At 70.8% G+C, this 23107-nt stretch carries 24 protein-coding genes; 7 read left to right on the top strand and 17 right to left on the bottom strand.

From position 1 onward, the window contains the following. Nucleotides 1-28: 28 nt before the first annotated feature. Nucleotides 29-874 (top strand): TetR/AcrR family transcriptional regulator, encoded by an 846-nt coding sequence (locus ACY0MR_RS17910; RefSeq protein ID WP_473561833.1) that lies wholly within the window; start codon nt 29-31, stop codon nt 872-874. Nucleotides 875-944: 70 nt separating this feature from the next. Here ACY0MR_RS17910 and ACY0MR_RS17905 read toward each other — a convergent pair whose 3' ends face one another. Beyond that, on the bottom strand, nt 945-1580 hold the full coding sequence (locus ACY0MR_RS17905; RefSeq protein WP_361862381.1) for a TetR/AcrR family transcriptional regulator: 636 nt from the start codon (nt 1578-1580) through the stop codon (nt 945-947). Between the two features lie 193 nt (nt 1581-1773). Here ACY0MR_RS17905 and wrbA point away from each other — a divergent pair, with 193 nt between their 5' ends. After that, nucleotides 1774-2382, top strand: a complete 609-nt coding sequence (wrbA, locus tag ACY0MR_RS17900) for an NAD(P)H:quinone oxidoreductase (protein ID WP_473561606.1) — start codon at nt 1774-1776, stop codon at nt 2380-2382. Between the two features lie 135 nt (nt 2383-2517). On the opposite strand, the gene ACY0MR_RS17895 is transcribed toward wrbA, so the two are convergent. The 3 genes from ACY0MR_RS17895 to ACY0MR_RS17885 form a co-directional block, all read right to left on the bottom strand. After that, nucleotides 2518-2805 (bottom strand): metal-sensitive transcriptional regulator, encoded by a 288-nt coding sequence (locus tag ACY0MR_RS17895; RefSeq protein ID WP_148001593.1) that lies wholly within the window; start codon nt 2803-2805, stop codon nt 2518-2520. 163 nt (nt 2806-2968) lie between these two features. Next, nucleotides 2969-3511: a GNAT family N-acetyltransferase gene (locus ACY0MR_RS17890; protein WP_388801027.1), complete on the bottom strand. Its 543-nt coding sequence runs from the start codon at nt 3509-3511 to the stop codon at nt 2969-2971. Between the two features lie 574 nt (nt 3512-4085). Continuing rightward, nucleotides 4086-4502, bottom strand: coding sequence for a YciI family protein (locus ACY0MR_RS17885; protein ID WP_388801030.1), 417 nt, complete (start codon nt 4500-4502; stop codon nt 4086-4088). Between the two features lie 192 nt (nt 4503-4694). On the opposite strand from ACY0MR_RS17885, the gene ACY0MR_RS17880 reads away from it, so the two are divergent. Further along, nucleotides 4695-5324 (top strand): MarC family protein, encoded by a 630-nt coding sequence (locus ACY0MR_RS17880; RefSeq protein WP_473561603.1) that lies wholly within the window; start codon nt 4695-4697, stop codon nt 5322-5324. 125 nt (nt 5325-5449) lie between these two features. On the opposite strand, the gene ACY0MR_RS17875 is transcribed toward ACY0MR_RS17880, so the two are convergent. The 4 genes from ACY0MR_RS17875 to ACY0MR_RS17860 form a co-directional block, all read right to left on the bottom strand. After that, complete coding sequence (locus ACY0MR_RS17875) at nt 5450-6574, bottom strand: winged helix DNA-binding domain-containing protein (protein WP_473561601.1); 1125 nt, start codon at nt 6572-6574, stop codon at nt 5450-5452. 219 nt (nt 6575-6793) lie between these two features. Then, nucleotides 6794-7855 carry an aldo/keto reductase gene (locus ACY0MR_RS17870; RefSeq protein WP_473561599.1) on the bottom strand — a complete coding sequence of 354 codons (1062 nt, stop codon included), beginning with the start codon at nt 7853-7855 and terminating at the stop codon, nt 6794-6796. An 87-nt stretch (nt 7856-7942) separates the two neighbouring features. Continuing rightward, on the bottom strand, nt 7943-8947 hold the full coding sequence (locus ACY0MR_RS17865; protein WP_473561597.1) for an alpha/beta fold hydrolase: 1005 nt from the start codon (nt 8945-8947) through the stop codon (nt 7943-7945). A gap of 14 nt (nt 8948-8961) precedes the next feature. Next, nucleotides 8962-9936, bottom strand: coding sequence for an ArsR/SmtB family transcription factor (locus ACY0MR_RS17860; protein ID WP_388801045.1), 975 nt, complete (start codon nt 9934-9936; stop codon nt 8962-8964). Nucleotides 9937-10092: 156 nt separating this feature from the next. On the opposite strand from ACY0MR_RS17860, the gene ACY0MR_RS17855 reads away from it, so the two are divergent. Continuing rightward, nucleotides 10093-11331: an MFS transporter gene (locus tag ACY0MR_RS17855; protein WP_473561595.1), complete on the top strand. Its 1239-nt coding sequence runs from the start codon at nt 10093-10095 to the stop codon at nt 11329-11331. Between the two features lie 7 nt (nt 11332-11338). On the opposite strand, the gene ACY0MR_RS17850 is transcribed toward ACY0MR_RS17855, so the two are convergent. The 6 genes from ACY0MR_RS17850 to ACY0MR_RS17825 form a co-directional block, all read right to left on the bottom strand. Beyond that, nucleotides 11339-11548: a DUF4287 domain-containing protein gene (locus tag ACY0MR_RS17850; RefSeq protein ID WP_361851854.1), complete on the bottom strand. Its 210-nt coding sequence runs from the start codon at nt 11546-11548 to the stop codon at nt 11339-11341. Nucleotides 11549-11626: 78 nt separating this feature from the next. Then, entirely contained in the window at nt 11627-12643 is a 1017-nt protein-coding gene (locus tag ACY0MR_RS17845; protein WP_473561593.1) for an FtsX-like permease family protein, read from the bottom strand. 1232 nt (nt 12644-13875) lie between these two features. Beyond that, nucleotides 13876-14550, bottom strand: coding sequence for an ABC transporter ATP-binding protein (locus ACY0MR_RS17840; RefSeq protein WP_473561591.1), 675 nt, complete (start codon nt 14548-14550; stop codon nt 13876-13878). A 58-nt stretch (nt 14551-14608) separates the two neighbouring features. Then, complete coding sequence (locus ACY0MR_RS17835) at nt 14609-15049, bottom strand: hypothetical protein (RefSeq protein ID WP_361851863.1); 441 nt, start codon at nt 15047-15049, stop codon at nt 14609-14611. Nucleotides 15050-15277: 228 nt separating this feature from the next. Further along, nucleotides 15278-15706, bottom strand: a complete 429-nt coding sequence (locus tag ACY0MR_RS17830) for a VOC family protein (RefSeq protein WP_473561589.1) — start codon at nt 15704-15706, stop codon at nt 15278-15280. A 103-nt stretch (nt 15707-15809) separates the two neighbouring features. Beyond that, a complete protein-coding gene (locus ACY0MR_RS17825; protein WP_473561587.1) occupies nt 15810-16094 on the bottom strand; it encodes a hypothetical protein in 285 nt (94 codons plus the stop codon). A gap of 113 nt (nt 16095-16207) precedes the next feature. Between ACY0MR_RS17825 and ACY0MR_RS17820 the strand changes: the two genes are divergently transcribed. Both ACY0MR_RS17820 and ACY0MR_RS17815 read left to right on the top strand, forming a co-directional pair. Next, nucleotides 16208-16843 carry a TetR/AcrR family transcriptional regulator gene (locus ACY0MR_RS17820; protein WP_473561585.1) on the top strand — a complete coding sequence of 212 codons (636 nt, stop codon included), beginning with the start codon at nt 16208-16210 and terminating at the stop codon, nt 16841-16843. 594 nt (nt 16844-17437) lie between these two features. Then, a complete protein-coding gene (locus ACY0MR_RS17815) occupies nt 17438-18817 on the top strand; it encodes a hypothetical protein (protein WP_473561583.1) in 1380 nt (459 codons plus the stop codon). A 219-nt stretch (nt 18818-19036) separates the two neighbouring features. On the opposite strand, the gene ACY0MR_RS17810 is transcribed toward ACY0MR_RS17815, so the two are convergent. After that, nucleotides 19037-19474, bottom strand: a complete 438-nt coding sequence (locus ACY0MR_RS17810) for a hypothetical protein (protein ID WP_473561581.1) — start codon at nt 19472-19474, stop codon at nt 19037-19039. A gap of 137 nt (nt 19475-19611) precedes the next feature. Then, the gene (locus ACY0MR_RS17805; protein WP_473561579.1) at nt 19612-20268 is read right to left on the bottom strand and encodes a hypothetical protein; all 657 of its coding nucleotides are present in this window, start codon (nt 20266-20268) and stop codon (nt 19612-19614) included. Between the two features lie 251 nt (nt 20269-20519). On the opposite strand from ACY0MR_RS17805, the gene ACY0MR_RS17800 reads away from it, so the two are divergent. Beyond that, nucleotides 20520-21362, top strand: coding sequence for a PE-PGRS family protein (locus ACY0MR_RS17800; protein WP_473561577.1), 843 nt, complete (start codon nt 20520-20522; stop codon nt 21360-21362). Here the strand turns inward: ACY0MR_RS17800 and ACY0MR_RS17795 are convergent. Further along, complete coding sequence (locus tag ACY0MR_RS17795; protein WP_473561575.1) at nt 21292-22950, bottom strand: PE-PGRS family protein; 1659 nt, start codon at nt 22948-22950, stop codon at nt 21292-21294. The two genes, ACY0MR_RS17800 and ACY0MR_RS17795, sit on opposite strands and share 71 nt — an antisense overlap. Between the last annotated feature and the right edge of the window lie 157 nt (nt 22951-23107).

The following is a 23107-nucleotide window of genomic DNA, read 5'->3' as shown; positions in this document are numbered from 1 at the left end:
GGCGGGCGCGATGGAGGGCGGAGGCGGCATGGCGGGAGCGAAGGGCAGGAGCAGCAGCGGCGCGGGGGACCCGGCGCGCACCCTGGAGCTCCTGTGGCGCGACGGCTCGGCCGCGCCGGCGGGACGGCGCGGCCCGCGGCAGGGCCTCACGGTCGACGCCGTCGTCGACGCCGCGCTGGCCCTCGCCGACGCCGGCGGGCTCGACGCGCTGACCATGCGCGCGGTGGCCCAGCACCTCGGCGTGACCCCGATGACGCTCTACACGTACGTCCCCGGCAAGGCCGAGCTCCTCGACCTCATGCTGGACGCCGTCTTCCTGCGCATGGGCCGGCCGCCGTTCCGCCCGGAGGAGTCCTGGCGGTCCCGCGTCACGGCGGTCGCGGACGCGAACCGGGCGCTGCACCTGGGGCATCCGTGGCTGGTCGCACTGCGCATCGTGCGGGCTCCGTTGGGGCCCGGGGTGATGAACAAGTACGAGTACGAGCTCGGCGCCTTCGAGGGCCTCGGCCTCGACGACGTGGCCCGGGACTCGGCGCTGACGTACGTCCTCGGCTTCGTCCAGGCGGGTGCCCGGGCCGAGTTGGACGCGCGGGCCGAGGAGCGGGAGAGCGCGATGTCGGACGGCGAGTGGTGGGAGGCCCACGAGCCGCTGCTGGCGCGGGCGTTGGACGAGACGCGCTTCCCGCTGGCGAGCCGGGTGGGGGAGGCGGCGGCGGTCGCGTACGACGGGCTGTACGACGCGGACCACGCGTACCGCTTCGGCCTGGAGCGGGTGCTGGACGGCCTCGCGGCCCTGGCCGGGACCCGGTCGGGTCGCGACGCGGGCGAGGGCGGGGTCGGGGGCGGCCGGGGGGCCGCGGGCCGGAGCTGCTGAGCGGCGCGTGCGGGGGCTGCTGAGCGGCGCGTGCGGGGGCTGCTGAGGGGCGCGGGGCGCCCCGCCGGCTTCAGGCCCGCAGGCGGAGCAGTTCCCGTACGCCCGCCTTGAGGCGGTCCGCCGACAGCTCCTGCTCGACCGCCAGGTGGTGCATGACGTCCGGCGAGAACGACGCGAGCAGCAGGTGGGCGAGGAGCGTGCTGTCGGAGCCGGGCCGCAGACGTCCGATGAGCAGGGCCACGTGCGTGTGCATCACGCGGTACGCGCCGCTGTGGTAGCGGGCGCGGGGTGCGGCGGAGTGCGCGGCGAGCAGGATCTCGCGCTGCTCGCCGACCCGGTCGACGAGCGCGTCGAGGAAGGCGTCGAGCCGCGCCTCGGCCGGGGCGCCGGGGCCGAGCGGCGGCGGGCCGCTCATGTACGCCTCCTGGAACTGGCGCTCGCGGTCGTCGAGGAGTGCCCACAGCAGCTGGGAGACGTCGCCGAAGCGGCGGTAGACCGTGCCGACGCCGATGCCGCTGGCGTGGGCGACCTGGTTCATGGTGACGGCCTGGGGGCCGTCCTCCGCGACGATCCGGGCGGCGGCGTCGAGGATCTTGCGCCGGTTGCGGGCGGCGTCGGCGCGCTCGGGTGCGGGCTTGCCCATCGTGGGCAGGAGGCCGAGCAGGGGTGCCGCCGGGTCTCCGGCCTGCGGGATCTCGGTGCTCATCTGCCGACTCCTGTTCCGTGCGCCGCCCGTGCGCCCTGGTGCGCTCCATATCGCGCTGTTTCGCTTCTCGCGCCCCGTCTCCCCCTTCCGGTAGCCCTCGATGCGAGCATACCCGCTCCCCTTGCAAAGCGGATAGCCATCCGCTTAACCTCGGTGCATCGAAACGGAAACTGATCCGCTTGAGGAGATCGCCATGTCCGTGAAGGTCGCCGTCATCTACTACTCGGCCACGGGTGCCGTCCACCAGCTCGCCCAGGCCGTGGCCGAGGGCGCCGAGAAGTCCGGCGCCGAGGTGCGGCTGCGCCGGGTGCCCGAGCTCGCCCCGGACGCCGCCATCGACTCGAACCCGGCGTGGCGCGCGCATGTGGACGCCAGCGGTGACGTGGAGGTGGCCACCCTGGAGGACCTGGAGTGGGCGGACGCGTACGCGCTCGGCTCGCCGACCCGGTTCGGCAACGTGGCCGCGCAGCTGAAGCAGTACATCGACACCTCGGGCGGCCTCTGGCAGCGGGGCGTGATGGCGGACAAGCCCGCGACCGCCTTCACCAGCGCCCACAACCTGCACGGCGGCAACGAGTCGACGCTGCTCGCGCTCTACAACACCTTCCACCACTGGGGCTCGGTCATCGTCTCCCCCGGCTTCACCGACCCGGCGGTCTACGCGGCCGGCGGCAACCCGTACGGCACCGCCCACCCCGGGGCCAACGGCGCCCCGGCGGAGAACGTCCTGGAGGCCGCCCGCTACCAGGGCCGCCGCCTGGCGACGATCGCGAAGCGCCTCAAGGGCCTGGCGACGGACTGACCGGCCCGGCCCCACGGCCGGCCCGGCGACGGGCCGGCCCGCCCGGCTTCCGGTCCACCGGCCCCCGGACGCGGACGTGCCCCCGGGATCTCCCCCGGGGGCACGTCCGCGTCCGTGCGTCTCCGCCCGCCGCTCTCAGGCCAGCGACAGGAAGAGCTTCTCCAGTCGGGCGCGCATGGCGTCACGGTCCTCGCCGTTCCGCCGGGCGTCCTCGACGTCCGTCAGGCACTGCTGGAGCCCGGTCGCGATGATCGCGAACCCGGCCCGGTCGAGAGCGCGGGAGGCGGCGGCCAGCTGGGTCACGACCTCCTCGCAGTCGCGGCCCTCCTCGATCATCCGGATCACGCCGGAGATCTGGCCCTGAGCGCGACGGAGCCGGTTCAGTACCGCCTTCAGCTCCGCGCCGGCGAGATCCAGTTCCACAGCCACTCCTCACAGATACCCCAGGGGGTAATTTACTCCCCGCTCGGGGTTCCGTCGAAGACCAAGGATGACACCTGCGCCGGGGTGCGGGCCTGGAGGAGGAGCGGACCGGGGTGGGTCCGGCGGGGCGCCGCGGCGGGTCGCCCTCGCGTCGAGGGCCCGCTCAGAGCGGATCGAGGACCATGAGGACCTCGTCCCGGTCGTCCCCGGGGCCCAGCCGGAGCGCGCCGGGCCAGCGGCCGACCTCGCGCCACCCGAGCCGCCCGTAGAACGTCTCCAGGCCGACGCCGCCGCGCGCGGCGAGACGGAGCTGTTCGAGCCCCATCTCGTCGCGGGCGACCTCCCGCGCGCGGCGGACGAGGGCGGCCCCGATCCCGCGCCCCCGGAGCCCCGTGCGGGTCTGGACGTGGTGCAGCGTCCCCCAGTGCGCGACGAGCCGGACGTCGTCCCGGCGGACGGCGAGCCAGCCGGCGAGGCCGCCGTCGACCGTGGCGACGAGGAGGCGGCTCGTCGCCGGGGCGAGGCCCGCGACGAGGGAGTCCACCGCGGGCCCGACCACGCCGGCGTCGACCGGCGGGAAGGGGAAGCCGGCCGCCCCGCCGGCGTTGGTCACCTCGATCCAGCAGTCACGGAGCGCCCGGCCGAGCTCCGGGGAGACGTCCTCCGGAGCGGTGAACTGCTGCAGTGCGAGGGATCCGATGTCCACGCGGCAGATCCTCGCACCCGGCACGGACAGCGCGGGGCACGAGGAGGGGATTCCGCGGGTGCCGGGACCCCGGCCGGCGTGGGACTTTGGCTGGTCCGGGACCTCGGCTGGTCGGGGGCCTCGGCTCGGCCGGCCCGGGACTTTGGCCGGTCCGGGGGCCTCGGCCGGACAGGACGGGCAAAACGGAGCCCGCGGTCCGGATGCCCACGGCGGCGCCGCTCGGGGGCCTCGGCTCGGCCGGCCGGGACTTCGGCCGGTCCGGGACCTCGGCCGGACAGGACGGGCAAAACGGAGCCCGCGGTCCGGATGCCCACGGCGGCGCCGCTCGGGGGCCTCGGCTCGGCCGGCCCGGGACTCTGGCTGGTCCGGGGCTTGGCTGGTCCGGGGCTTGGCCGCTCCGCGTTCCCGGGGCCCCGCCCCCGACGGCCCTCGACCCCCGACGGCCCTCGACCCCCGGGCCGGCCCCCGACCCGGGCCGGCCCCCGACCCCGGCCGGCCTCCGACCCCCGGCCGGCCCGCCCCCCCCCGGCTGCGACTCCGGCCCTCCGCGGCCCCAGCCGTTCCGCGACCCCGCTCAGTCCTGCCGCGGACCGGTCTCGTCGACCGGGCGGACGACCACCGCGTACTCCGGGGCGCCGGCCGGCTGCGGGCAGCGGGCGACCTGGGCGGCGATCTCCGTCACGCGCTCCAGGGACTCGCAGTCGAGGAGCCAGAAGCCCGCGATGACCTCCTTGGTCTCCGCGTAGGGGCCGTCGGTGACGACCGGCCTGCCGTCGCCGTCCACCGTCACGAACCGGGTCGTCGACGGGGCCGCGAGGCCCTGGGCGTCGAGCATCTCGCCCTTCGCCGCCAGCTCCTCGTTGATCGCGTTCATGTGCGCGAACATCGCCTCGAGGTCCGGCTTCGTCCAGGCGGGGCCGCTGTCGGTGGGGCGGCCCACCATGGCCTCGTAGTCGGCCTCGCTGCCCTGCACCATCACCAGGTACTTCATGACGTCCTCCTCGTCCTCTCGTGCTGCTCCGGTCGTTCCGGTCCTGTTCCGGTCCTGAGGGGCGGGACCCGTCGGGCCGGGCTCCCGCACTGCCTCTCGCAGGACAGTCGGAGCGGAGGGCCGCTTCTCGACACCGCGCGGGCGCCGACGGGAAAACCGGGAGAAATCACCCGCCCGCACCATGATTCCGGTGTGAACGCCTTCAGCTACTCCGCCGCCTTCATCACGTTCTTCTCCGTCGTCGGCCCCCCGAAGGTCCTCCTCGCCTTCGCCGGCCTCGCCCAGGTCCACCCGGTACGCCAGCTGCGGACCATCGCCCTCATCTCCTCGGGCGCGGCCGTCCTCGTCGGCCTGGTCATCGGCATCACCGCCCCCTGGCTGCTGAACGTCTTCCACATCAGCACCCCCGCCCTCCAGCTCGCGGGCGGCATCATCTTCTTCATCTACGCCGTCGGGCTCGTCCTCGGCCTGCACCTCGGCGCCGGCACCGCTCCCCAGGACGCCCCCGACCTGGCCAGCGGCGTGCGCGAGCTGCCGATCCCGTACGTGGTCAGCCCGCTGGCCATGACGGCCGTGCTCATCGAGGCCGCCGCCCGCGACTCCTTCACCTGGCGCTCGACCGTCGCCGGCGCGTACGTGTCCGTCATCGCGCTCGACCTGATCTGCGTCCTGCTGCTCGGCCGCGTCCTGCGCCGCACCCACCACGCCACGATCGAGGTCCTCGGCCGGCTCCTCGGTCTGCTGCTGGCCGCCGTCGGCGTCGACCTGGTCCTCGACGGCCTCGCGGACCTCGGCGTCCCGGGCGTCTACCTGCGCCACTGACCGGGGCAGTCACGGCGTACGGAGGACCGGAGGCGTGCGGAACGGGCGGGCGCCCGCCCCGCTCAGTCGGGCGCCCGCCCCGCTCGGCCGGGCGCCTGCCCCGCTCAGCCGGGCGCCTGCCCCGCTCAGCCGCTCGACTCCCGCTCCAGCGGCGTGCGGAACCGGGGCGTCACCCGTACGTCCCCGATCCATCCCGCGAGCCGCTCCGCCTCCGCGTCCACCGCCCGCCTGGCCGCCGCCCCGACGTCCGCCAGGAGCCGGGTCACGATCTCGCCGTCCGGGCGCTGCGCCCAGCCGCCGACGATCCGGCCGTCCCACCAGACCGTCGGCCCGATGTTCCCGCTGCGGTCGTACAGCGCCGCCCGGTACTCCGGGTCCAGGTACCAGTCACGGGCCTGCCAGCCCATCGCCGTCGGGTCGAGCGCGGGCAGCAGCGCCGCCCACGGCCCGGCCCCGGCCGACCCGGGGTCCACGGGGTCGAGGTCGTCGGGCAGGACGAACCCGGCCCCCTCGTCGAGGGCCACCGTCACCGCCCCCACGGCGGCGAGCGCCGCCCGCACATCGGTCACCTTCCACCCCGTCCACCACTTCAGATCCGCCTCGGTGGCGGGACCGCAGGCCCGGAGCCACCGCCCGATCAGCTCGGCCCGCCCCGCGGCGGGGCTCTCCCCGGGGCGCGGACCGGTGGGACGGGTCCAGCGGAACCGGCTGGACGTCCAGCCGCCCTGGGGACGGCCCCGCACGATCCGCCCCTCCATGCCGAGCACCCGCAGCACCCGGCTCGCGACGGACTGGACGCCCTCCTGCCGCGTGCCCTTCCCGTAGACGTAGGTCGATCTCAACGCCGGTACTGCTGAGCCGAGTTCTGCGCCCGTGGCCTCGCCCCGGACGGCCAGTTCGGCGAGGACGAGCCGCTCGGTCTCCGCGAGCCACGCGGCGTCGTAGTCGCTGCCGGACGCCAAGTGCTGGAGGAGGGAGGCGCGTTCGCGTACGGCGGCTGGGTCGGTCGTCGAAGCCTGGACGGCGGGGGCGAGCGCGGCGGGGAGGACGAAGACGGTGTGCCGCATGCCGTGCATCCGGACCAGCGAACGGTCCTGGTACAGCGCCCGCTCGACGTCCGCGACGGGCCCGGCCGTCCCGGCCAGCCGCGCCCCCACGGCGAGGAACACGCTGGCGGGGTCCGTCCCGTGCAGGGCGACGAGGGACTCGGCGACCTCCTCCACCGACCCGGCGCGCGCGCCGCCGGCCAACCGATGCCGCACCCCGAGCCGTGCCCGCCGCTCGGCGGCACCGATCGCCCGCGGGGCACCCGGAGTGCCCGTGGCTGTCCGAGTCCTCGCCCGACTCGCCGTCTCCGCCTTCCGCGACTCACCCATGCGGCCAAGCATGGCCCGAGGCCCGCCCTCGCGCACGGCTTCGAGCGGAAGCCGCGCACGGTGCCGCGTACGGCTCCACCTCGGCCGGCGGCCCTACTCGGCCGCGGCCCGCTCCTCCAGCGGTCGCCGGCGCAGCGCGGGCCGGGTGAGGGAGGGCGGCTGCCAGGCGCCGTCCGCGCGGTAGAGGTCCGTGCCGGGCGGCACGATCGCGTCGATCCGGTCCAGCACCTCGTCGGTGAGGACGACGGACGCGCCCTTCAGCAGCCCGTCGAGCTGGTCCATCGTGCGCGGCCCGATGATCACCGAGGTCACGGCCGGGTGCGCGGCGGCGAAGGCGAGGGCGAGCTCGGGCAGCGAGCAGCCGATCTCGTCGGCGAGGGCGACGAGGGCCTCGACGGCGTCGAGCTTGGCGGCGTTGCCGGGCAGGGCGGGGTCGAAGCGGTGCGGGGTGAGCGCGGCCCGTCCGCGCGTGAGGTCGATCGGCCGGCCCTTGCGGTACGCGCCGGTGAGGAAGCCGGAGGCGAGCGGCGCCCAGGTCAGGACGCCCATGCCGTACCGCTGGGCGACGGGGAGGACGGAGGTCTCGATGCCGCGCGCGAGCAGCGAGTACGGCGGCTGCTCGGAGCGGAAGCGGCGCAGGCCGCGGCGCTCGGCGACGGCGTGGGCCTCGACGATCTCCTCGGCGGGGAAGGTGGAGCAGCCGAACGCCAGGATCTTGCCCTGGTCGACGAGGTCGCCGAGGACGTCCAGGGTCTCCTCGATGTCCGTGCGGTGGTCGGGCCGGTGGACCTGGTAGAGGTCGATCCGGTCGGTACCGAGCCGCCTGAGGCTGTCCTCGACGGCGCGGGTGATCCAACGGCGCGAGAGCCCGCCGCGGTTGGGGCCCTCGCCGCCGACGGGGAAGTACACCTTGGTGGCGAGGACGGTCGCGTCCCGCCGGTGGGAGTCGCGCAGTGCCTTGCCGACGATCTCCTCGGACTCGCCGGAGGAGTACATGTCGGCGGTGTCCACGAAGTTGACGCCCCGGTCGAGGGCGGCGTGGATGACGCGTACGGCATCCTGGTGGTCAGGATTGCCGACGGCCCCGAACATCATCGTGCCGAGGCAGTACGTACTGACTTCGAACCCGGTCCCGCCGAGTACCCGATAGCGCATGCGCGCACTCTAGGAATTCGAGTGCACTCCAAGGCAAGGCCCGGGCGCCGACGGTCGGACCCCTGCCGCGGCCCGGCCTGCCGATGCTCAACAACCTTCCTCGGCAAGGAAGTCGACGATCAGCCGATGCAGGACGCCGGGCTGCTCCAGGTGCACGTCGTGGCCGGCGCCGGGAAGGCTGGTGCCGCGCAGCGCGGGCCGGCGGCGGGCCATCTCCGCGTACTCCTTCCCGCCGACGATCCCGCCGTGCTCACCCTGCCCGAGGACCACGAGGGTGGGGCAGGTGAGGGCGGCCCACTCGTCCCAGAAGGAGCGGGTGGTGCTGTCGTCGAGGGAGCGGACCACGACCTCGGGGTCGAAGCGGGGCCACAGCCCGTCGGCGCGCTGCTCCAGACCGCGGGCCCAGCCCTCGCCCACCGCCTCGGTGCCGCCTCCGAGGTGGGCGACGGCCGCCGCCCGGGTGGGGAACGGCACCGGCCAGGCCCGGAGCCAGCTCGCGATCTGCTCCTGGACGCCGGGGTCGGTCCCGGCGGGCCCGGCCTCGACGAGGACGAGGGCGCGGAGCAGGTCGGGGTGGGCGGCGGCGGTGAGAAGCGCGGTGCTCCCGCCCAGCGACTGTCCGACCAGCACGGGCCGGTCGAGACCGAGCCCGTCGACGACAGCGACGGCGTCGGCGACGTACGCGGCCCGGGAGACGTCGCCGTCGGCGGGGTGCCGCTCGCTGAGGCCGTGCCCGCGCTGGTCGAGGGCGACGACGCGGAAGCCGGAGTCGCGCAGGAGCCGGGCCGTGTCGTCCCACTCGCCGGCGTGCCCGGCGAGCCCGTGCAGGAGCAGGACGTCGATCGGGCCTCCCGGGAGCCTCGGGTCGCCCGGGCCGCCGGGGTCGCTCGGGTCGCCGGAGCCGCCCGGGCCGCCGGGGTCGCTCGGGTCGCCGGAGCCGGCCGGGCCGCCGGGGTCGCCGGAGCCGGCCAGGTCGCGGGGGTCGCTCGGGTCGCCGGAGCCGGCCGGGCTGCCCCAGTCGCGACAGGAGAGCCGCACGCCGTCACGGAGCACGAGCCGCTCTGACCAGGGGAGACCGGAGGAGGAAGTCATCCCCCCATGATCCCTTACGGGTTGAGGAGCTGATCGGCGACGGCGGTACGGGCGTAGAGGACGGACCGCCCGCTGCGGTGGGCGGTGACGAGCCCGGCGTTGCGCAGGGCGATGAGGTGCTGGGAGACGCCGGCGGCGGACAGTCCGCAGTGCGCGGCGAGCTGGGTGGTCGACGCGGGGGTGTCGAGCTCGGTGAGGAGCAGGGTGCGGGAGCGCCCGAGGACGGCGGCGACGGCCTCGGTGGCGGCGGAGGTACGGGGCTCCCAGACGGCGCCGAAGCCTCTTGCCGGATAAGCGAGTTGGGGCGGGTCGGGGTGGACGGACCGGGTGAGGACCCGGGGCCAGGCGAACACGGAGGGGACGAGCAGCAGCCCGGACCCGGCCTGCTCGCGACGGAGGGCGCAGTGCCGCCGTACGAGCCGCAGGGTGCCGTCGTCCCAGCGCACGGTCTCGTGCAGTTCGCTCAGGACGCGGGCCGACCCGTGTTCGGCGACCTGCCGGGCCCGATGGAAGACGTCGGCCTCCAGGACGTGCTGGATCCGGGCCCAGTAGGGGGCGAGGGCGAGTTCCCAGTAGGCCTCGATCTCGTCGACGACCTTGCGGAGGACGGCGGGAGGGTCGTCGTGGAGCAGTCGGAGCCGGGCGGGGTGCCCGCCCTCCGGGAGCGGGCGGAGGTCCTGCCGGACCTGCTCGGCGGGGGTGCGGAGAAGGGCGTCGAGCTCGGCGTCGAGGGTGGGGAAGGGCCCGGCGGGGGTGGGGTTGAGGAAGTCGGCGAGGTAGCCGTGGGCGGGGACGAGCGCGGCGAGCCAGCCGCGGTCGAGCCCGGCCCGCGCGATCCGGGGACGGACCTGCGCGACCCAGCGGCGATGGGGACCGGGGTCGGCGCGGCCGGCGAGGACGCGGTAGCTGGTGACGACCTCCCACATGGGGGAGACGGCGAAGCGGGTCTGGGCGAGGTCGGCGGCGGAGAAGCTGAGCCCGGATTCCAAGGTGTCCACATCCAGGTCGAGGAGCGGCGAGAGCGGAGAGGAAAGGAGAAGTCGGAACGGTCGGAACGGCCGGTATGCGGAGGAAGGTCTCGCACATTGGATTCGGCCAGAGCTTAATCAATGGAGCGGGCGGAGGGATGCCGAGAACCTCACCCCATGCCCTCTCTCACCACGTCGTCACTCATCCCGTCCTCGTTCCGAGGACTTCCCTCCGTCGTGTGGACGATCTTCGCGGGGACGATCGTCAACAGGCTCGGCTACCTCGTGACCCCGTTCCTGGTCTTCTTCCTGGCGGAGCGCGGGGTGACGGGGACGGAGACCTCGTACGTCCTGGGCGCCCTGGGCGCGGGCAACCTGCTGGGCCCGGCCGTGGGCGGCGTCCTGGCCGACCGGATCGGGCGCAGGGCGACGATGCTGATCGGTCTGGTCGGGGCGTCGGCGGCGCAGGGGGCGCTGTTCCTGGCTCCCGGCGTGTGGACGATGGCGGCGGCGGCACTGCTGATCAGCGCGGCGGGCAGCACGGTGTCGCCGGCGGCGTACGCGCTGCTCGCGGACGCGGTGGACAGCGACCGGCGGCGCCGCGCGTACGCCCTGTTCGGCTGGGGGGTGAACATCGGCACGGCGGTGGCGGGCGTGCTCGGCGGCTATCTGGCGGCGCGGGGCTACTGGCTGCTGTTCGTGGTGGACGCGGGGTCGATGCTGGCGTACGCGCTGGTGGTGGCGGTGCGCCTGAGGGATCCGCGGACCGAGGCGCCGGAGGCGAAGGAGCAGGGGGACGCCGGCGGCGGGAAGGACGGCATCGGCTACGGGGTGGTCCTCCGGGACCGGCTGGCGCTGCTCCTGCTGCCCCTGTTCGGGGTGCAGCTCTTCGTGTACTCGCTGACCGAGGTGGCGCTGCCGCTGGCGGTGCACGACAGCGGCCTGTCGCCGGCGGTGTACGGGGCGATGGCGGCGGTGAACGCGGTCCTGGTGGTGGCGCTCCAGCCGTTCCTGACGGGGAGGCTGGCCGGGTTCCCGCAGCTGGCGGTGCAGGCGGTGGGGAGCACGCTGATCGCGGGCGGGGTGGCGCTGACCGGGCTGGCGGACGGGGTCGTGGGCTACACGGTGTCGGTGGTGGTCTGGTCCCTGGGCGAGGTGGTGGTGGCGGGCATCGCCGCGGGCGTGGTCGCGAACCTGGCTCCGGCGCACGCACGGGGCCGCTACCAGGGCGCGTTCAGCTGGACGTGGGGGCTGGCGCGGTTCGCGGCGCTGACGCTGGGGGTGGCCGCGTACACGACGCTGGGGCCGTCGGTGCTGTGGTGGACGGCCCTGGCGGCGGGCCTGGCCGCGGCGGCGGGGACGGTGGCGCTGACCACGCGGGTGAACGCCCGCGCGGCCCACGAACTGGCGGCGTGAGCGGTGCCTACCTCCCCTCGGCGAGGGTGTGGGCCACGAGCGCGTTCGCGTGCCCGTGGCCCAGCCCGTGCTCGGCCTTCAGCCAGGAGACGAGCTCCATGTGCCTGGTGAGGGGCGAGGAGCGGACGAGGTCCTGCCACTCGGAGATCGGCCGGCCGTACTTCTTCTCGATGGAGGGGAAGTAGCTGGCGGGACCTTTGACGACGTTCTCGGCCACGGGGGACTCCAGGGTCGGGGTGGGTGACTTCCTCAGGGAAGACCCCCGCTCGGCCGGGAACTCATCGGTACCGCCGGATCAATCCCGCCGGATGTGCTCGGGATCGATGTGCCGCCGCACCATGGGGACGGAGGCGAGGGCGGCGACGAGGAGGACGCCGAGCGCGGCGGCGACGAGAAGGGGAAGCCCCTCCCAGTCCCAGTGCACGGCGCCACCGCCGGTGATCAGATAACTGGACTCGGCCAGCCACCCGGCGACGACGGCACCCCCCAACCCCACGGCGAGCGGCAACACGACCTGCAACACCTGCACCCCCCGCAACGTCCCGGCCCGAGCCCCCAACAACGCCAACGCGGTCACCTGAGCGCGCCGCTCCAGAGCCCGATCGGCCACGGACACGACGAACGCGGCCACCCCGATGACAAGCCCGAGCACCATCCCGACGGCGAGCAGACTGCGAATGACGGTGAGCTGGGCGAGCGAGTCGATGACGATCCCGACGGGCTCGACGGGCGAGGTGGGAGCCACGGCCCCGATCCCATCGAGCACGGCACGAACGGTCTCGGGGTCGGAGTCGCTGACGAGGGTGAGGGTGCCGTTGGAGTCGTCCAGATGGGGGGGAAGGAGGGCCGGTGGCACGAGCAGAGTGCCTGAGTCGAAGACGGAGAGGTCCCAGGGGCGAACGTCGATCTGCTCGCTCGGCACGGTGAGCACGCCCTTGTGGCCGCCCTTAAGCATGAAGGGGTACCGCTCACCGGCCTTCGGGTCGTATCTGAGTGGTGCGCGCCGGTCGCGCAACGACATGACTCGGTCGTCTTTGCACCCTGTGGCCCGGTGGGTGGAGACGGCGAGTTGAGCGCAGGTCGAGACGACCAGGTCAGCGTGCGGCACGTCTGTGCCATCAAGCGGGTCCCAGGACGTGTACGAGACCACCTGTGTCTGTACACCCGGCACGTTGGCCAGTGCCTTTCGTTGCGACTGGCTGAGCTGGTCCAGACGGACGTTGTACTCCTGAAGAGGAGCAGTTGGCCGACTGACTTGGTCGAGCTCGATGAGTACGCCCTGGGTGAGCGCCGCACCGAACACCAGCAGCACCAGCCCAGTGACGACTCTCAGGGAAGATCCGGGGTCAACTTCCGTACGTCGCATAGCCAGAGATACAGGGACCGAGGTTGCACGTCTGGCGAGCCGCTTCGCCAGCCAAGCAGTGATAGGAACCAGACCGAAGACGAGTCCGCCACCCGTGAGTAGTACTGCAGTGGGAACCAGCAGGGAAGAAGCGTCCCCTCCCGACGGATCGCGTCCCGCGAGGCTGAGCAGACAGTAGCCGCCGATAATTCCCATCCCAGGGATGAGGCAGAGCATCCCCCACTTCCGCGGAGGCCTTCGTTCTCCGACTCTGCGCACAGTAATCGGTGTGAGGGCTGCCTGCCTCGCGCTGAATTGCCCTACCCGCCACGCGAGTGCCGGGCATCCCAAGAGGCACACTGCGATGGTCACTGCTGACGGTTTTCCATCTTCCGGGTACCAGTGCAGCCCAGGCAGCCCTACCCGAGCCATGATCTGGTTGATTCCGGCATACCCCGCGATCCCAAGGGCTGCACCGACCAGCGCGGCGCCCGCGGACTCTCCCGCGTTTACCCGAAGGGTGTCCTTCGCGCTGAGACCGACGAGGCGAAGCGCTGCAAGTCGCCTGGCGCGAGACTCGCCCGATAGCCGGGCGCAGACGGAAAGGAAAATGGTGAGTGGGAGCAGCACGATGCACCCAAGAGTGAAGCGAAGGATGCTGAGAGTGGATGGTTCGACGATCTGACGCCAGGAACGACCGGTGCCGAAGTCACCCAACTCTTCAGCTTCAGTCAGTTGAGCTGGTGTGGTCCCAATGTAGGCGTACAGGTCATTGCTATCGCCCAGTCCGTCCGGCGCGATGACACCCGTCACCCGTCCCGGTACCAGGCCCGCTGTCTGCGGTTTGGCAGTCAGAACCTCATTCAGCTTCGGCGAAACGATCGCTTCACCAGCAGCCGGGAGCTTGCTGATCCCGGGAGGGACGGGAGCGGGTCCAGATCCTTTGCGGGCGACAAACACCCTGTGGAGTGGCTGCGCCCCGTATGGCTCGCGAAGCTCCTGGAAGAGGACATTGCTTGTGCCCGGTCGCGGTTCACGGGCGGCCGTGCGCGCGTCATGAGCGGCGAGGATCGAAGGGATGGTGAGCACCGCGGCAAGGCACGCCACCCCGAGTGCCGAGCCCATCGCCATGAGGAGGAAGCGAACCCGCCCCCGGCGCCCGCCTCTCCATAACAGCCGCAGCGCGAGGCTGAAGGCGTTCACGCCGACACCCTCTGCGCCAGAACACCGTCCGACATCGTGTACTGGGTATCCGCCCTGGCGGCGACGTCGGCATCGTGGGTCACGATGACCACGGCTGTCTTCTGCCTACGCGCCAGATGAAGGAACTCCTCCAGCACCGCTGCCGCGTTCGCGCTGTCCAACGCCCCCGTCGGCTCGTCTGCGAACACCACGTCAGGCCGGTGGACCAGAGCGCGAGCCACCGCGACTCGCTGACTTTGCCCTCCGGACAGCTTCGAGGTCCTCCGCCTCAGTAGATCGCCCATCCCGAGCCGCTTCAGAACCTGGGCGGCCATCGCATGGGCATGCGTCTTGCTGATGCCGGCGAGTCGAAGGGGAAGCGCTGCGTTCTCCTCGACGGTCAGTTCGGGAAGCAACTCCCCGTACTGGAAAATGAACCCCAGGCGAGTGCGACGTACGGCGCTCAGCTCACCGTCCGGCAGGCTTGAGAGCGGAATCCCGTCGAAGGTGACTGTGCCGTTCGTCGGTGGGAGAACCCCTGCGAGGCAGTACAGCAGTGAAGACTTACCTGAGCCGCTGCTTCCTGTGATGGCGGCCACCTCGCCGCGCTTGAGCGTGAAATCAGCTCTACTGACGGCCTGCTCGCTGCCGTAGAAGAGCTCCACGCCCTCGGCGTGGAGGATGGTTTCCATTGCAGTGCGCTCCATGAGGATGAGGGGCCGCGTAGACCGCGGCCCCCGGAACCGGTGGCTACTTCCTCGAGATCAGTCGTTCTCGCGAGCAGTAGTCAGGGCGCAAAGACCCGCGGTCGAGGCAAACTTGCATGCGTACTTCCTTGGTCTTCAGAACTGCTCCGTCAGAGAAGACCTTGTCAACCTTCATGTCAGCCCTCTGGATGCCTTTCAGGTCACCCCACGGGTATTCCTCGACTTTGACGCGGAGGTAGACGTTGTGGCCGTCGTTGTCGTTCTCGTCTCGCAGCTCACCCTTCACATGGAGACCGCTCGGCACCTTGGTCGTGGGTTGCCAGGCGTACGTGCCTACGAAGGCAACGCCCGGTGTTCGCATGACCAATTTGTGAGTCGAGCTGGCCACCGCCACCCCCATCCCCCCGAAGAACAGCCCCGCGGCCACCACCGCCGTAGCGAACTTCCTCATCGATAACCCCTGTTGGTCGAGCCGACTGGTCATCACAGAAAGTATCGGCATCACTACACACCGATGACCGCAGGAACGTCCCTCCCTCTGATCACCCCCCGATCCAGTGAATGAGGCCGTTCTAGGGCCCGGGACACTTTCGGCTCACCGCCATCGCCCCAGGTCGACACCCAGGCGCGCCCCCGCACCGCACGTGACATGCCGGTGGGCCGGAGCGCAGACGCGCCCCGGCCCACCGGCCCTACGACTTCCTCCGAACCGTCACGCCCACTCGGCCGGCGCCGGCTCCCCGGTCCCGTTCGGGTCCGCGGACGGGGTGACCCACTCGACCAGCTGGACGACGACCCCGTTGGGGTCGGTCAGCTGGAACAGCCGCTCACCCCACGGCTCTTCGCGCAGCGGCATCGTGATCGGTGCGCCCGCCGCGCGCAGCCGGGCCTCCTCCGTCGCGAGGTCCGTGACGGTGAACGCCACGATCAGGCCCCCCGCCTGCCGGTCGCGCTGCTCGGGCGGGAGGACCTCGGTGCCGCGGCGCAGCAGGACGATGTCGACGGCCGGGTCCTCGCGGGACAGTGACGCGAAGCCGTCCGCGGCCATGGCGACCTGGTAGCCGAGGTGGGTCGTGAAGAACTCCCGGGACGCGTCCACGTCGGCGACGGTGAGGGAGAGGGTGGAGGCAGAGACGTTCACGGTGGCTCCTCGGGAAGCGGGTCGGCAGGTCGGCGGTTGGGTGGCGGCTCGGTGGGCCGGTGACGCGGCAGGCGGGTCGGCGTCCAGTCGGGAGATTCCTTCCTCAGTACGTACGGCGCGGCGCCTGAACCCGGCTCCGGGCGGGGCCGCTCGCCCCGTAGCGGCCGTAACGGGGCCGCTGCCGCTGATGCAGTGGCGCCGCAGGCCCGGCGCCCGTTCCGGCGGCGGCGAACACCGCGGCGCTGTCGAACGCGGCGCGGATCGCGGAGCGGCACGCGGCAAGCGCGAGCTCCTGGCGGTGCATCCCTCTGCCGATCCTCGCCTCCACCCGCGTCTCCATGCGGGGCGTCGTCGTCGGAGTCGTCGTCCGCCGAGTCGGCTTCGGCATGCGCGACCCCTTCTCTCCGGTTCCCCGGGGCGATTTTTGCGTCGGACGTAACTTTACGCACGGCATCGAGAGTCGGTCAAGCATATTTTTACGTCGAGTGTAAGATTCGTCCCATGGCCACCGAGAGCACGGGACTCCGCGAGTCCAAGAAGCAGGAGACCAGGCAGCTGATCTCCGACCACGCCACCCGCCTCTTCATGGAGCAGGGCTTCGAGCAGACGACCATCGCCGAGATCGCCACGGCGGCCCGCGTCGCCAAGAAGACGGTCACCAACTACTTCCCGAGGAAGGAGGACCTGGCCCTCGACCACCACGAGACGTTCACCGCGACCCTGGCCCGCGCGGTCGCCGATCGGGCCGAGGGCGAGTCGCCGCTCTCCGCGCTGCGTCGCGAGTTCACCGACGCGGTCCAGACGTGCGACCCCGTCGCGGGCTTCGCCGGCCCGGCCTTCGCTCGCATGGTCGCCGACAGTCCCACCCTGAGCGCGCGACTGCGTGAACTCCACGACCTGCGCGAGGAGGCCCTCGCCGAGGCCCTTGCGGGCGCCGAACCCACCGACACCCCGGTGGCCATCACCCCTCGGGCGGCCGCCGCGCTCCTCGGCGCCGCCCACCGCCTGCTGTTCCAGCGCATCCAGGAACTCACCCTGGCCGGAGAGTCCAACGCCCGCATCGCCGCCGTCGTGGCCCCGGAGGCGGCCTACGTCTTCGACCTCCTCGAATCCGGCCTCCCGGCCGCCGGGGTCTGACCGCCCCGGACAACGCCGAAGGGCCCCACCGCGAACGGTGGGGCCCTTCAGCAAATTGCCCGGTGAGAGCAATGGCGGAGGATACGAGATTCGAACTCGTGAGGGGTTGCCCCCAACACGCTTTCCAAATGTTCGTACGGGGGTCCGGCGGGGGTCGCGGGCGTCCTGACCTGCGGCGGAGCGTTCGGGGTGACCTCGTGCGGACGGGCCCGGACGGGGGCGAATGAGACCAGAACTGAGACCGGGACTGCTGCCTGTCCCTGCCGACGTGAACTCGGCGAGCCGTTCCTGTTAACCGACTCTATCTGGGGCGCTGAGCTGGAAACATCCTGCTGCTCCGCAGCCGCGGTGAGCGGTCCGGCCTTGCCTTCAGACCGGCAGCCATAGGTCGCCTTGAACACCCTTTGCAGATACGAAAGATGGTGTTGACTGTCTGCCAGGTAGCCGATCACACGGGGTGAGAGAGGTCGGGAGGCAGTAGTGGAGCAGGTCGGGGGCGGAGAGGGTGCTCTCCGGAAACCGTCTCATGTCAGCAATGAGCTCTCCGGGCAGGTAGATGGGCCTGCCGTCCAGGCAAGGGATATTCACGGCGACGTGAACATCACGATGACAGGACCACCGTCAGTAGCCGAGGTTACTGACGAGGCCCTCGCTGAGGAGTTGCGCAGGTCATCGCAGATCTGGAGGGCCCGGTTCGCCAGTGTCGACTTGGTCAACCTGCCAAGGATGGCGATGCTCGCACAGACCAACGCGGTGGCGACCGCAGCAAGAAGAGCCGGACTCGACGGCACGAGGCCATTTGCCGGGCAGGGGATGGCGCCTGGAGAGTTCGTCCGGATCGTTCGCCCGTTGTTCGAGACGTGGGACGCGGAGGCGGTGACGCTCAGCGAAGGCACGGCAGCGAAGGTGCATCGTGGCCTTCTGGTCTCTTTTGAAGGCGCTATGCGCTGCAACAACCCGCCCGAGCCTCCGCTCAAGGAACCGACTGGAGTGCTGACCAAGGATCCTTACCTTGCCTTCTCTATTGGGGCGAGGAGGGTGATCGTCACCTTTGACCCACGTTGGCTAACGACGGCGACGGCGACTACGACGCTCCATGAAGCTGCTCAGGAGCCGCTGGTCTTCTCAGGTATCGGCACTGTGGCATCGGTATCGGAAGGAGGGAGGATTCGAATCTCCGCGCTTGCGTTCGGGCAGCCGGAAACTCTGGCGCAGGCTCAGTTGGAGTACGCAAAGCAGTCTCTTGTTCCGGAGCCGCCCGGGTTGACGTGGATGGACTTCCGTAACGAACTGTCAAAGTCGGAGCTCTCGCAGCTCCATTTGGGTAAATCCCGGGAAAGGGAAACTGTGAGCCGCAAGAGTATCGCTCTACTGTTTAATGAGGATGAGGTACTGCCTGGGCAGATCGACCGAGACGTGTTGACGCAGGTCTCGCGGGTTGTCCCCGAGTATCGGCGTGATCTGGGTGTGGCCGTCGCGAGTCTGCTCTTCAACGACAACGGGGTTGCGGTTGCTGACCTCGCTGCTCATTTCCTAGCCCGGGAACCTGCACTCTGGAAGACCCTCACGGTTCCTGGGCTTACCACTCTGATCAAGTCCTTCAACATCGCTGTCTCTACCGTTTCTGGGCTCAGCGAGGAGCAGGCGGCGGACCTAGACGCGGCGATGCGTGAAACGGTTTCCAGCTATCTCGGCTGTGTTGAGATGGATAGAAACCTGCCCCTGCATGATCAGCTGTTGCCGCCGTATGACGATTATCATGTTGCCGGTGCGGAATTGCGGCTGGTTTATAGCGCGGCAAGGCGGCTTCAGGATGAGGCTAATGGCGAGGACCTCGAAGAACCGTTGAATGAATGGCGGGAGAGGGGGCTGTTTCGCACCGTGGCATGGGAAGAAGATCTGGAACAGTCTGCAGCCGAGGAAAGGGATGCATCGATGCTTATCCAGGCTTGGCTGAATTCGCAGTCTGAATGATTCCCTCGGAGTGATCGATCAGGAGCGCTCTGCTGTAGCGGGGTCGTGTGTCGGAGCTTAGGTTCAGGGCCGAGTGAAGCTGACGCGAGCACGACATCGGCTTCAAGAAACGGACAAGTAGTTGCCACGTACATGGCACTCCAACCAATGTGCACCGCCAAATCTCCCGGTCGTCTGGCCTGCGACCGGGACGCTGCGAGTTTGACGAGCCCCTGCCGATCAGTCCCTGTTGGGTGAGCCTGTGGTGCGTGTCAGGTTGAAGGTGAGGCTTGAGAAGTCCCGCCCTTGAAGCACCGGACCGTTCTGGGTGCCGCCGCTGATGCTGTTGTGGACATCGCCACTCGATGAGCTGGGCTGTGCTCGCTGCCACCACTCCTCGAGCAGTACGCGGAACTCTCCATCCAGGGCCGCTCGTACGCCGAGGGCAGTGGCCAGTGCCTGTGCGCGCATCGGGTCGACAGGGTCTCCCTCCAGCGCGGCGACTTCCAGTTCGCCGGAGCTGACCTGCGGTGTCCCGTCTTCTTGCGTTCCCTGTGCCGCGGCTCGCCCGAACGGGCGCCGCACCAGCGCGGTAAGTCCTTGCCACGCCTGACGTCCGGCTTCGCCGCCGAGTCCGCCGGCCAGCGCGGCGAGGGCCGCTGCGGTGATCGGGTCCATGCTGGGGACTCCCTCGTTTGGTAACGGATCCCACCTTAAGTTGGCCTCACGGCCTCCCGAAGCGGTTCCGGCATATCCAGGTCCGCACGGGCCTGGACTGATGTAATTGAGACCAGAATTGAGCCGGGAGGTGGCCCTCAGGGTGAATCGAGGCTCACGCTGAGGCAGTCGTTTGAGTCCACCGCCATGCCAGTCGGAGTGGTGACGATGATGCCGTATTCGGTCCCGGCCAGTGCTCTCGCGGCGGTGCAGTGTTGGCCGGCGTCGCCGCCGGTGAACTCGATCTGAATCGAGTCGCGGCGGTCAGCCGGGTCCGCTTCCTCGGGGTTGCCGGGCTGGATGTACGCCGCCTTCACGTCCTGGAGGTGCCTGACCCATGCGGGCACCCCAGCTCCATAGCTGGGGTCCACGGATGGAGTGGCGTCACCGGTGCCAGGGTCTGCCGTCGCTGTTGGCGCTGCCTCCGAAGAGGGAGTGAGTGCTTCCACCGTCGGTGATGTCTGTGGGGCTGCCGATGCGGGCTCGCTGCTGTCGGTGTCGGAGAGTCCGTAGGTCACCGCCAGGGCGAGTACACCGGCTACCCCGACGCCGAAGATCAGTCCGGTCCGGGAGGGGCTCGGCGGGGCGGGGGACGTCAGGGGTGCCAGCCTGCCTGGAGGGACGGAGAGCTCGCTTCCCGTGTTGAGCATGCGTATCTCGACGTCGCCGTCGGCTGTGTAGCCGGTGACGTTGGCGCGGTTCCCCAGGTACAGGACGATCGAGCCGATCGGGAAGCTCTGTGTCGCGGGCGTCAAAGCGGAATCCTCCGGTGAACAGGGTGACTGCCTGGGGGAGATGCCTGGTGCGGATGTCTCACGACGCTGCGGTCGGTGCGATCACGTGACTGGGCTATTGGACTGCTTGGACGGCTGCTGCCGTGAGCACCATTCGGCCAACTGTCACGGAGGAGCTGCCCTGGCTAGGGAACTTCAGCAAGCGCTGCCCTCCAGCGCTCGTTTTCGCAACGGCTGGGCGAGGGGGTGAACCGAGCTGGCTGAATAGGCACATGGAGATTGGTGAGCACTGGGCCTACCGGGCCAGGCCGAAGGAGCTGGGCGCCGCGGTTCGCCAGGTTGAGATCGTTCGAGTGGGTGGGAGCGGCAGGTCTGGTTGGCTTCACGTGCGCTTCCTCAAGGGAGACGACGCCGGGCTGCAGGAGTGGGTCAACCCGAGTTCCCTTGTGGCGCGCTGGGAGGACGTCGAGGCGTTCCGAGCGGACGACGGGAACGAGCTCGGGCTGGCCGAGGCGTCGCGGGGCGCCCGAGGAAGTGCCGCCTTTGAGGCGGCGCGGTTCGTCCTTGGGTTCGTTCGCCCGAAGAGCAAGCTGCGCCTGCGGCGCGGCCCCGCTGACGCCGGAATCTTGGAAATGAGCCGTCTCGACGAAGGCGCCAGGTTTGTCGGGGTGGAACCCGATGAGCTGCGGGGCGATCCGATGGTCCACGAGAACCGCGAGGGGCTCTGCCTGGCAGGGTGGCCGGTCACGGAGCGCATCGCGCGCGTCGTGGCTGGCCGCCTCGCCGAGGACATCCTTCCAGAGGTGGACCGCAGGCAGCAGGCCATCGATCAGGAGCGCACGCAGTCCTCCTGGTACTCCTACAGCCGCCGGGACGACCGCAAGTTGGACACGGAAGCGGCCGTCTTGCGGACCGTCCGGGAGTGGTGTGGTCAGGACAAGGCCGAGCGCTACGACGAGCTGGTCGCCCTGCGCGAGGAGGTCGTCCGGCTCGGGAAGCTCGTGGAGAAGTCGGTGAAGGCCCTACGTGACCGCGGGCACGGCGTCATCGCCTCCACCATTGAGCGCGACCTTGGGGTCCATATCTCCAGCCTTGGTCCAGACGTTCGTCGGTGAAGCCGCGCCACCGCTCCGGCTCCGCCTTGGGCGGTTCAGCCTCCGCCTTGGGTTCTTCCTGTTTCGGAGGCTTCTCCTTCTCCGGCCGCTGCGGGTGCCAGCCGCCGAGGAAGGGCCGTAGCTGGTCGTCCGTGGGTTCCGCGTGGAGACTGTGGCCGGTCAGGCTCCTGCCGGCCACGGTCGGGTCGAGCCGGTCAGCCTCCGCCTTCCCCCACGTAGACCACTCGCGCAGCCTCTCGGCTTCGTGAGCGTCGTTCGAGGCGGAGGCGGCCTCGTCGAGCGCGGCGCAGAAGGCCCGCATCTCCCCTGCGGCCCGCCACTGCGCCAGGGCTGTGCCGAACCGGTCGACCCGTACGGCGTCCACCGCCTTGATCGTCGCGACGCTAACCGCCGCTTCCCACTTCCGCTGCGTGCGCTCCTTCTTCTCCGCCTCCCGCCGGCGGTGGTCCTCTTCTTCCTTGGCCTCTCGTAGGCGGCGTTCCTCCTCCTGCCGTTCCCGCTCCTCACGCTGACGCTGCTGTTCCGCCTCCCGCGCCAGCCGGGCCTGCTCTTCTTCCTCCGCGCGGGCCTTCAGTGCTCGGAGGACGGCGTCGATCTGGTCCTCCAACGGCTTCTTGGCGGTGTCGGACCATTCCTTCTTCCAGCCGTAGCGGTATCCGTAGCTGTACCCCGAGCCTTGGCTCACCTGCAGTTCCAGTTCTCCGGACGGCTCGAACCGGTGCGCCGGGGTGACCCGCTGCCAGTCATACGTCCGCCGGCCCGGCTGCGTGGGCACGTAGCGGACCTGCTTCTGCCGTTCCTTGAAGCTGATCTCGTACGTCCTGCCGTGGACCGTGAGCAGCGGCCTCGGCTGCCTGCGCTTCTTCGACGCCGCGATCTCGCCGTGCCGTGCGAGGGCCTGCTCGGCGAGGAGCCGAAGGAGGGTGAGCACCCGTGGGAGTACCTCGTCCGAGATTTCGAAGGCGCTGTGGTCTGCGGCGACCGCCGCGATCACGTCCTCGACGTCGGTGATCACTCGGCTGCGTGCCAGGCGGATCCGGTTCCATTCGGTGTCGTCCTCGCCCGTCACCCGGAGCAGGCCGAGGAAGAAGTCTCCCTTCGCCCGCCCGCTGTACTTCAGGTGGTAGCCGTCCGGGGCACACTGCCGCGCTGCGTCGAACGCCCGGCGATAGCGGGCCCGCTGTTCATCGCTAGGGTCGGGGATTCGAAGGAACCGGCCAGCCTTCTGTACCTCTGCGATCAAAGCCGCGCCGATTTCCGCCGGTGACTGCCGTGGCGGCTTCGCAGGGCGCGCGGGCGCCGGCTTCGTCTCGGGCGGGGGCGCCACCCGCTGACGGGGAGGTGTCGTGGCCTCCGGCTTCGGCTCGGCGCCTACCGGTCGCTGCTTGCGCGGGGCTGGCTCGGGCCGGTCCGGGTGGTGGCCGTGTTCCAGGTAGAAGTGACCGTCATCGGTGATCTCCGCCTGCCACCTCCCACCGTGCCTGGGCATGGTGATGAGGCCCCGACTCTTGAGAGCACGGGCAGTGATGGCGAGTTCCGGGCTCGCGGAGGTGACGGGATCCGTTCCCTCTGCGATCCGGGTGAGCATGGCTAACTGTCGATCGTTGAGCGGCGACCATCGGTACATGGTGACCGTCGCACCGGTCCCACCAAGCGCCTACAACCAGAATGGCGATGTTCCCGCATTCTGCTGCCGAGCGTCTCCAGGATCGGAGGGGCCGGCCCCACGCTCCCGTGCTCGCGGC

Source organism: Streptomyces sp. JN8 (assembly GCF_055808075.1).
This window is presented reverse-complemented; position numbering and strand designations above follow the sequence as displayed.

Coding starts and splice junctions, on each gene's coding strand:
- ACY0MR_RS17910 (WP_473561833.1), top strand. CDS start 29: ATGGCGGGAGCGAAGGGCAGGAGCAGCAGCGGCGCGGGGGACCCGGCG.
- ACY0MR_RS17905 (WP_361862381.1), bottom strand. CDS start 1,580: ATGAGCACCGAGATCCCGCAGGCCGGAGACCCGGCGGCACCCCTGCTC.
- wrbA (WP_473561606.1), top strand. CDS start 1,774: ATGTCCGTGAAGGTCGCCGTCATCTACTACTCGGCCACGGGTGCCGTC.
- ACY0MR_RS17885 (WP_388801030.1), bottom strand. CDS start 4,502: ATGAAGTACCTGGTGATGGTGCAGGGCAGCGAGGCCGACTACGAGGCC.
- ACY0MR_RS17870 (WP_473561599.1), bottom strand. CDS start 7,855: ATGCGCTATCGGGTACTCGGCGGGACCGGGTTCGAAGTCAGTACGTAC.
- ACY0MR_RS17865 (WP_473561597.1), bottom strand. CDS start 8,947: ATGACTTCCTCCTCCGGTCTCCCCTGGTCAGAGCGGCTCGTGCTCCGT.
- ACY0MR_RS17855 (WP_473561595.1), top strand. CDS start 10,093: ATGCCCTCTCTCACCACGTCGTCACTCATCCCGTCCTCGTTCCGAGGA.
- ACY0MR_RS17840 (WP_473561591.1), bottom strand. CDS start 14,550: ATGGAAACCATCCTCCACGCCGAGGGCGTGGAGCTCTTCTACGGCAGC.
- ACY0MR_RS17835 (WP_361851863.1), bottom strand. CDS start 15,049: ATGACCAGTCGGCTCGACCAACAGGGGTTATCGATGAGGAAGTTCGCT.
- ACY0MR_RS17825 (WP_473561587.1), bottom strand. CDS start 16,094: ATGCCGAAGCCGACTCGGCGGACGACGACTCCGACGACGACGCCCCGC.
- ACY0MR_RS17820 (WP_473561585.1), top strand. CDS start 16,208: ATGGCCACCGAGAGCACGGGACTCCGCGAGTCCAAGAAGCAGGAGACC.
- ACY0MR_RS17810 (WP_473561581.1), bottom strand. CDS start 19,474: ATGGACCCGATCACCGCAGCGGCCCTCGCCGCGCTGGCCGGCGGACTC.
- ACY0MR_RS17800 (WP_473561577.1), top strand. CDS start 20,520: ATGGAGATTGGTGAGCACTGGGCCTACCGGGCCAGGCCGAAGGAGCTG.
- ACY0MR_RS17795 (WP_473561575.1), bottom strand. CDS start 22,950: ATGCTCACCCGGATCGCAGAGGGAACGGATCCCGTCACCTCCGCGAGC.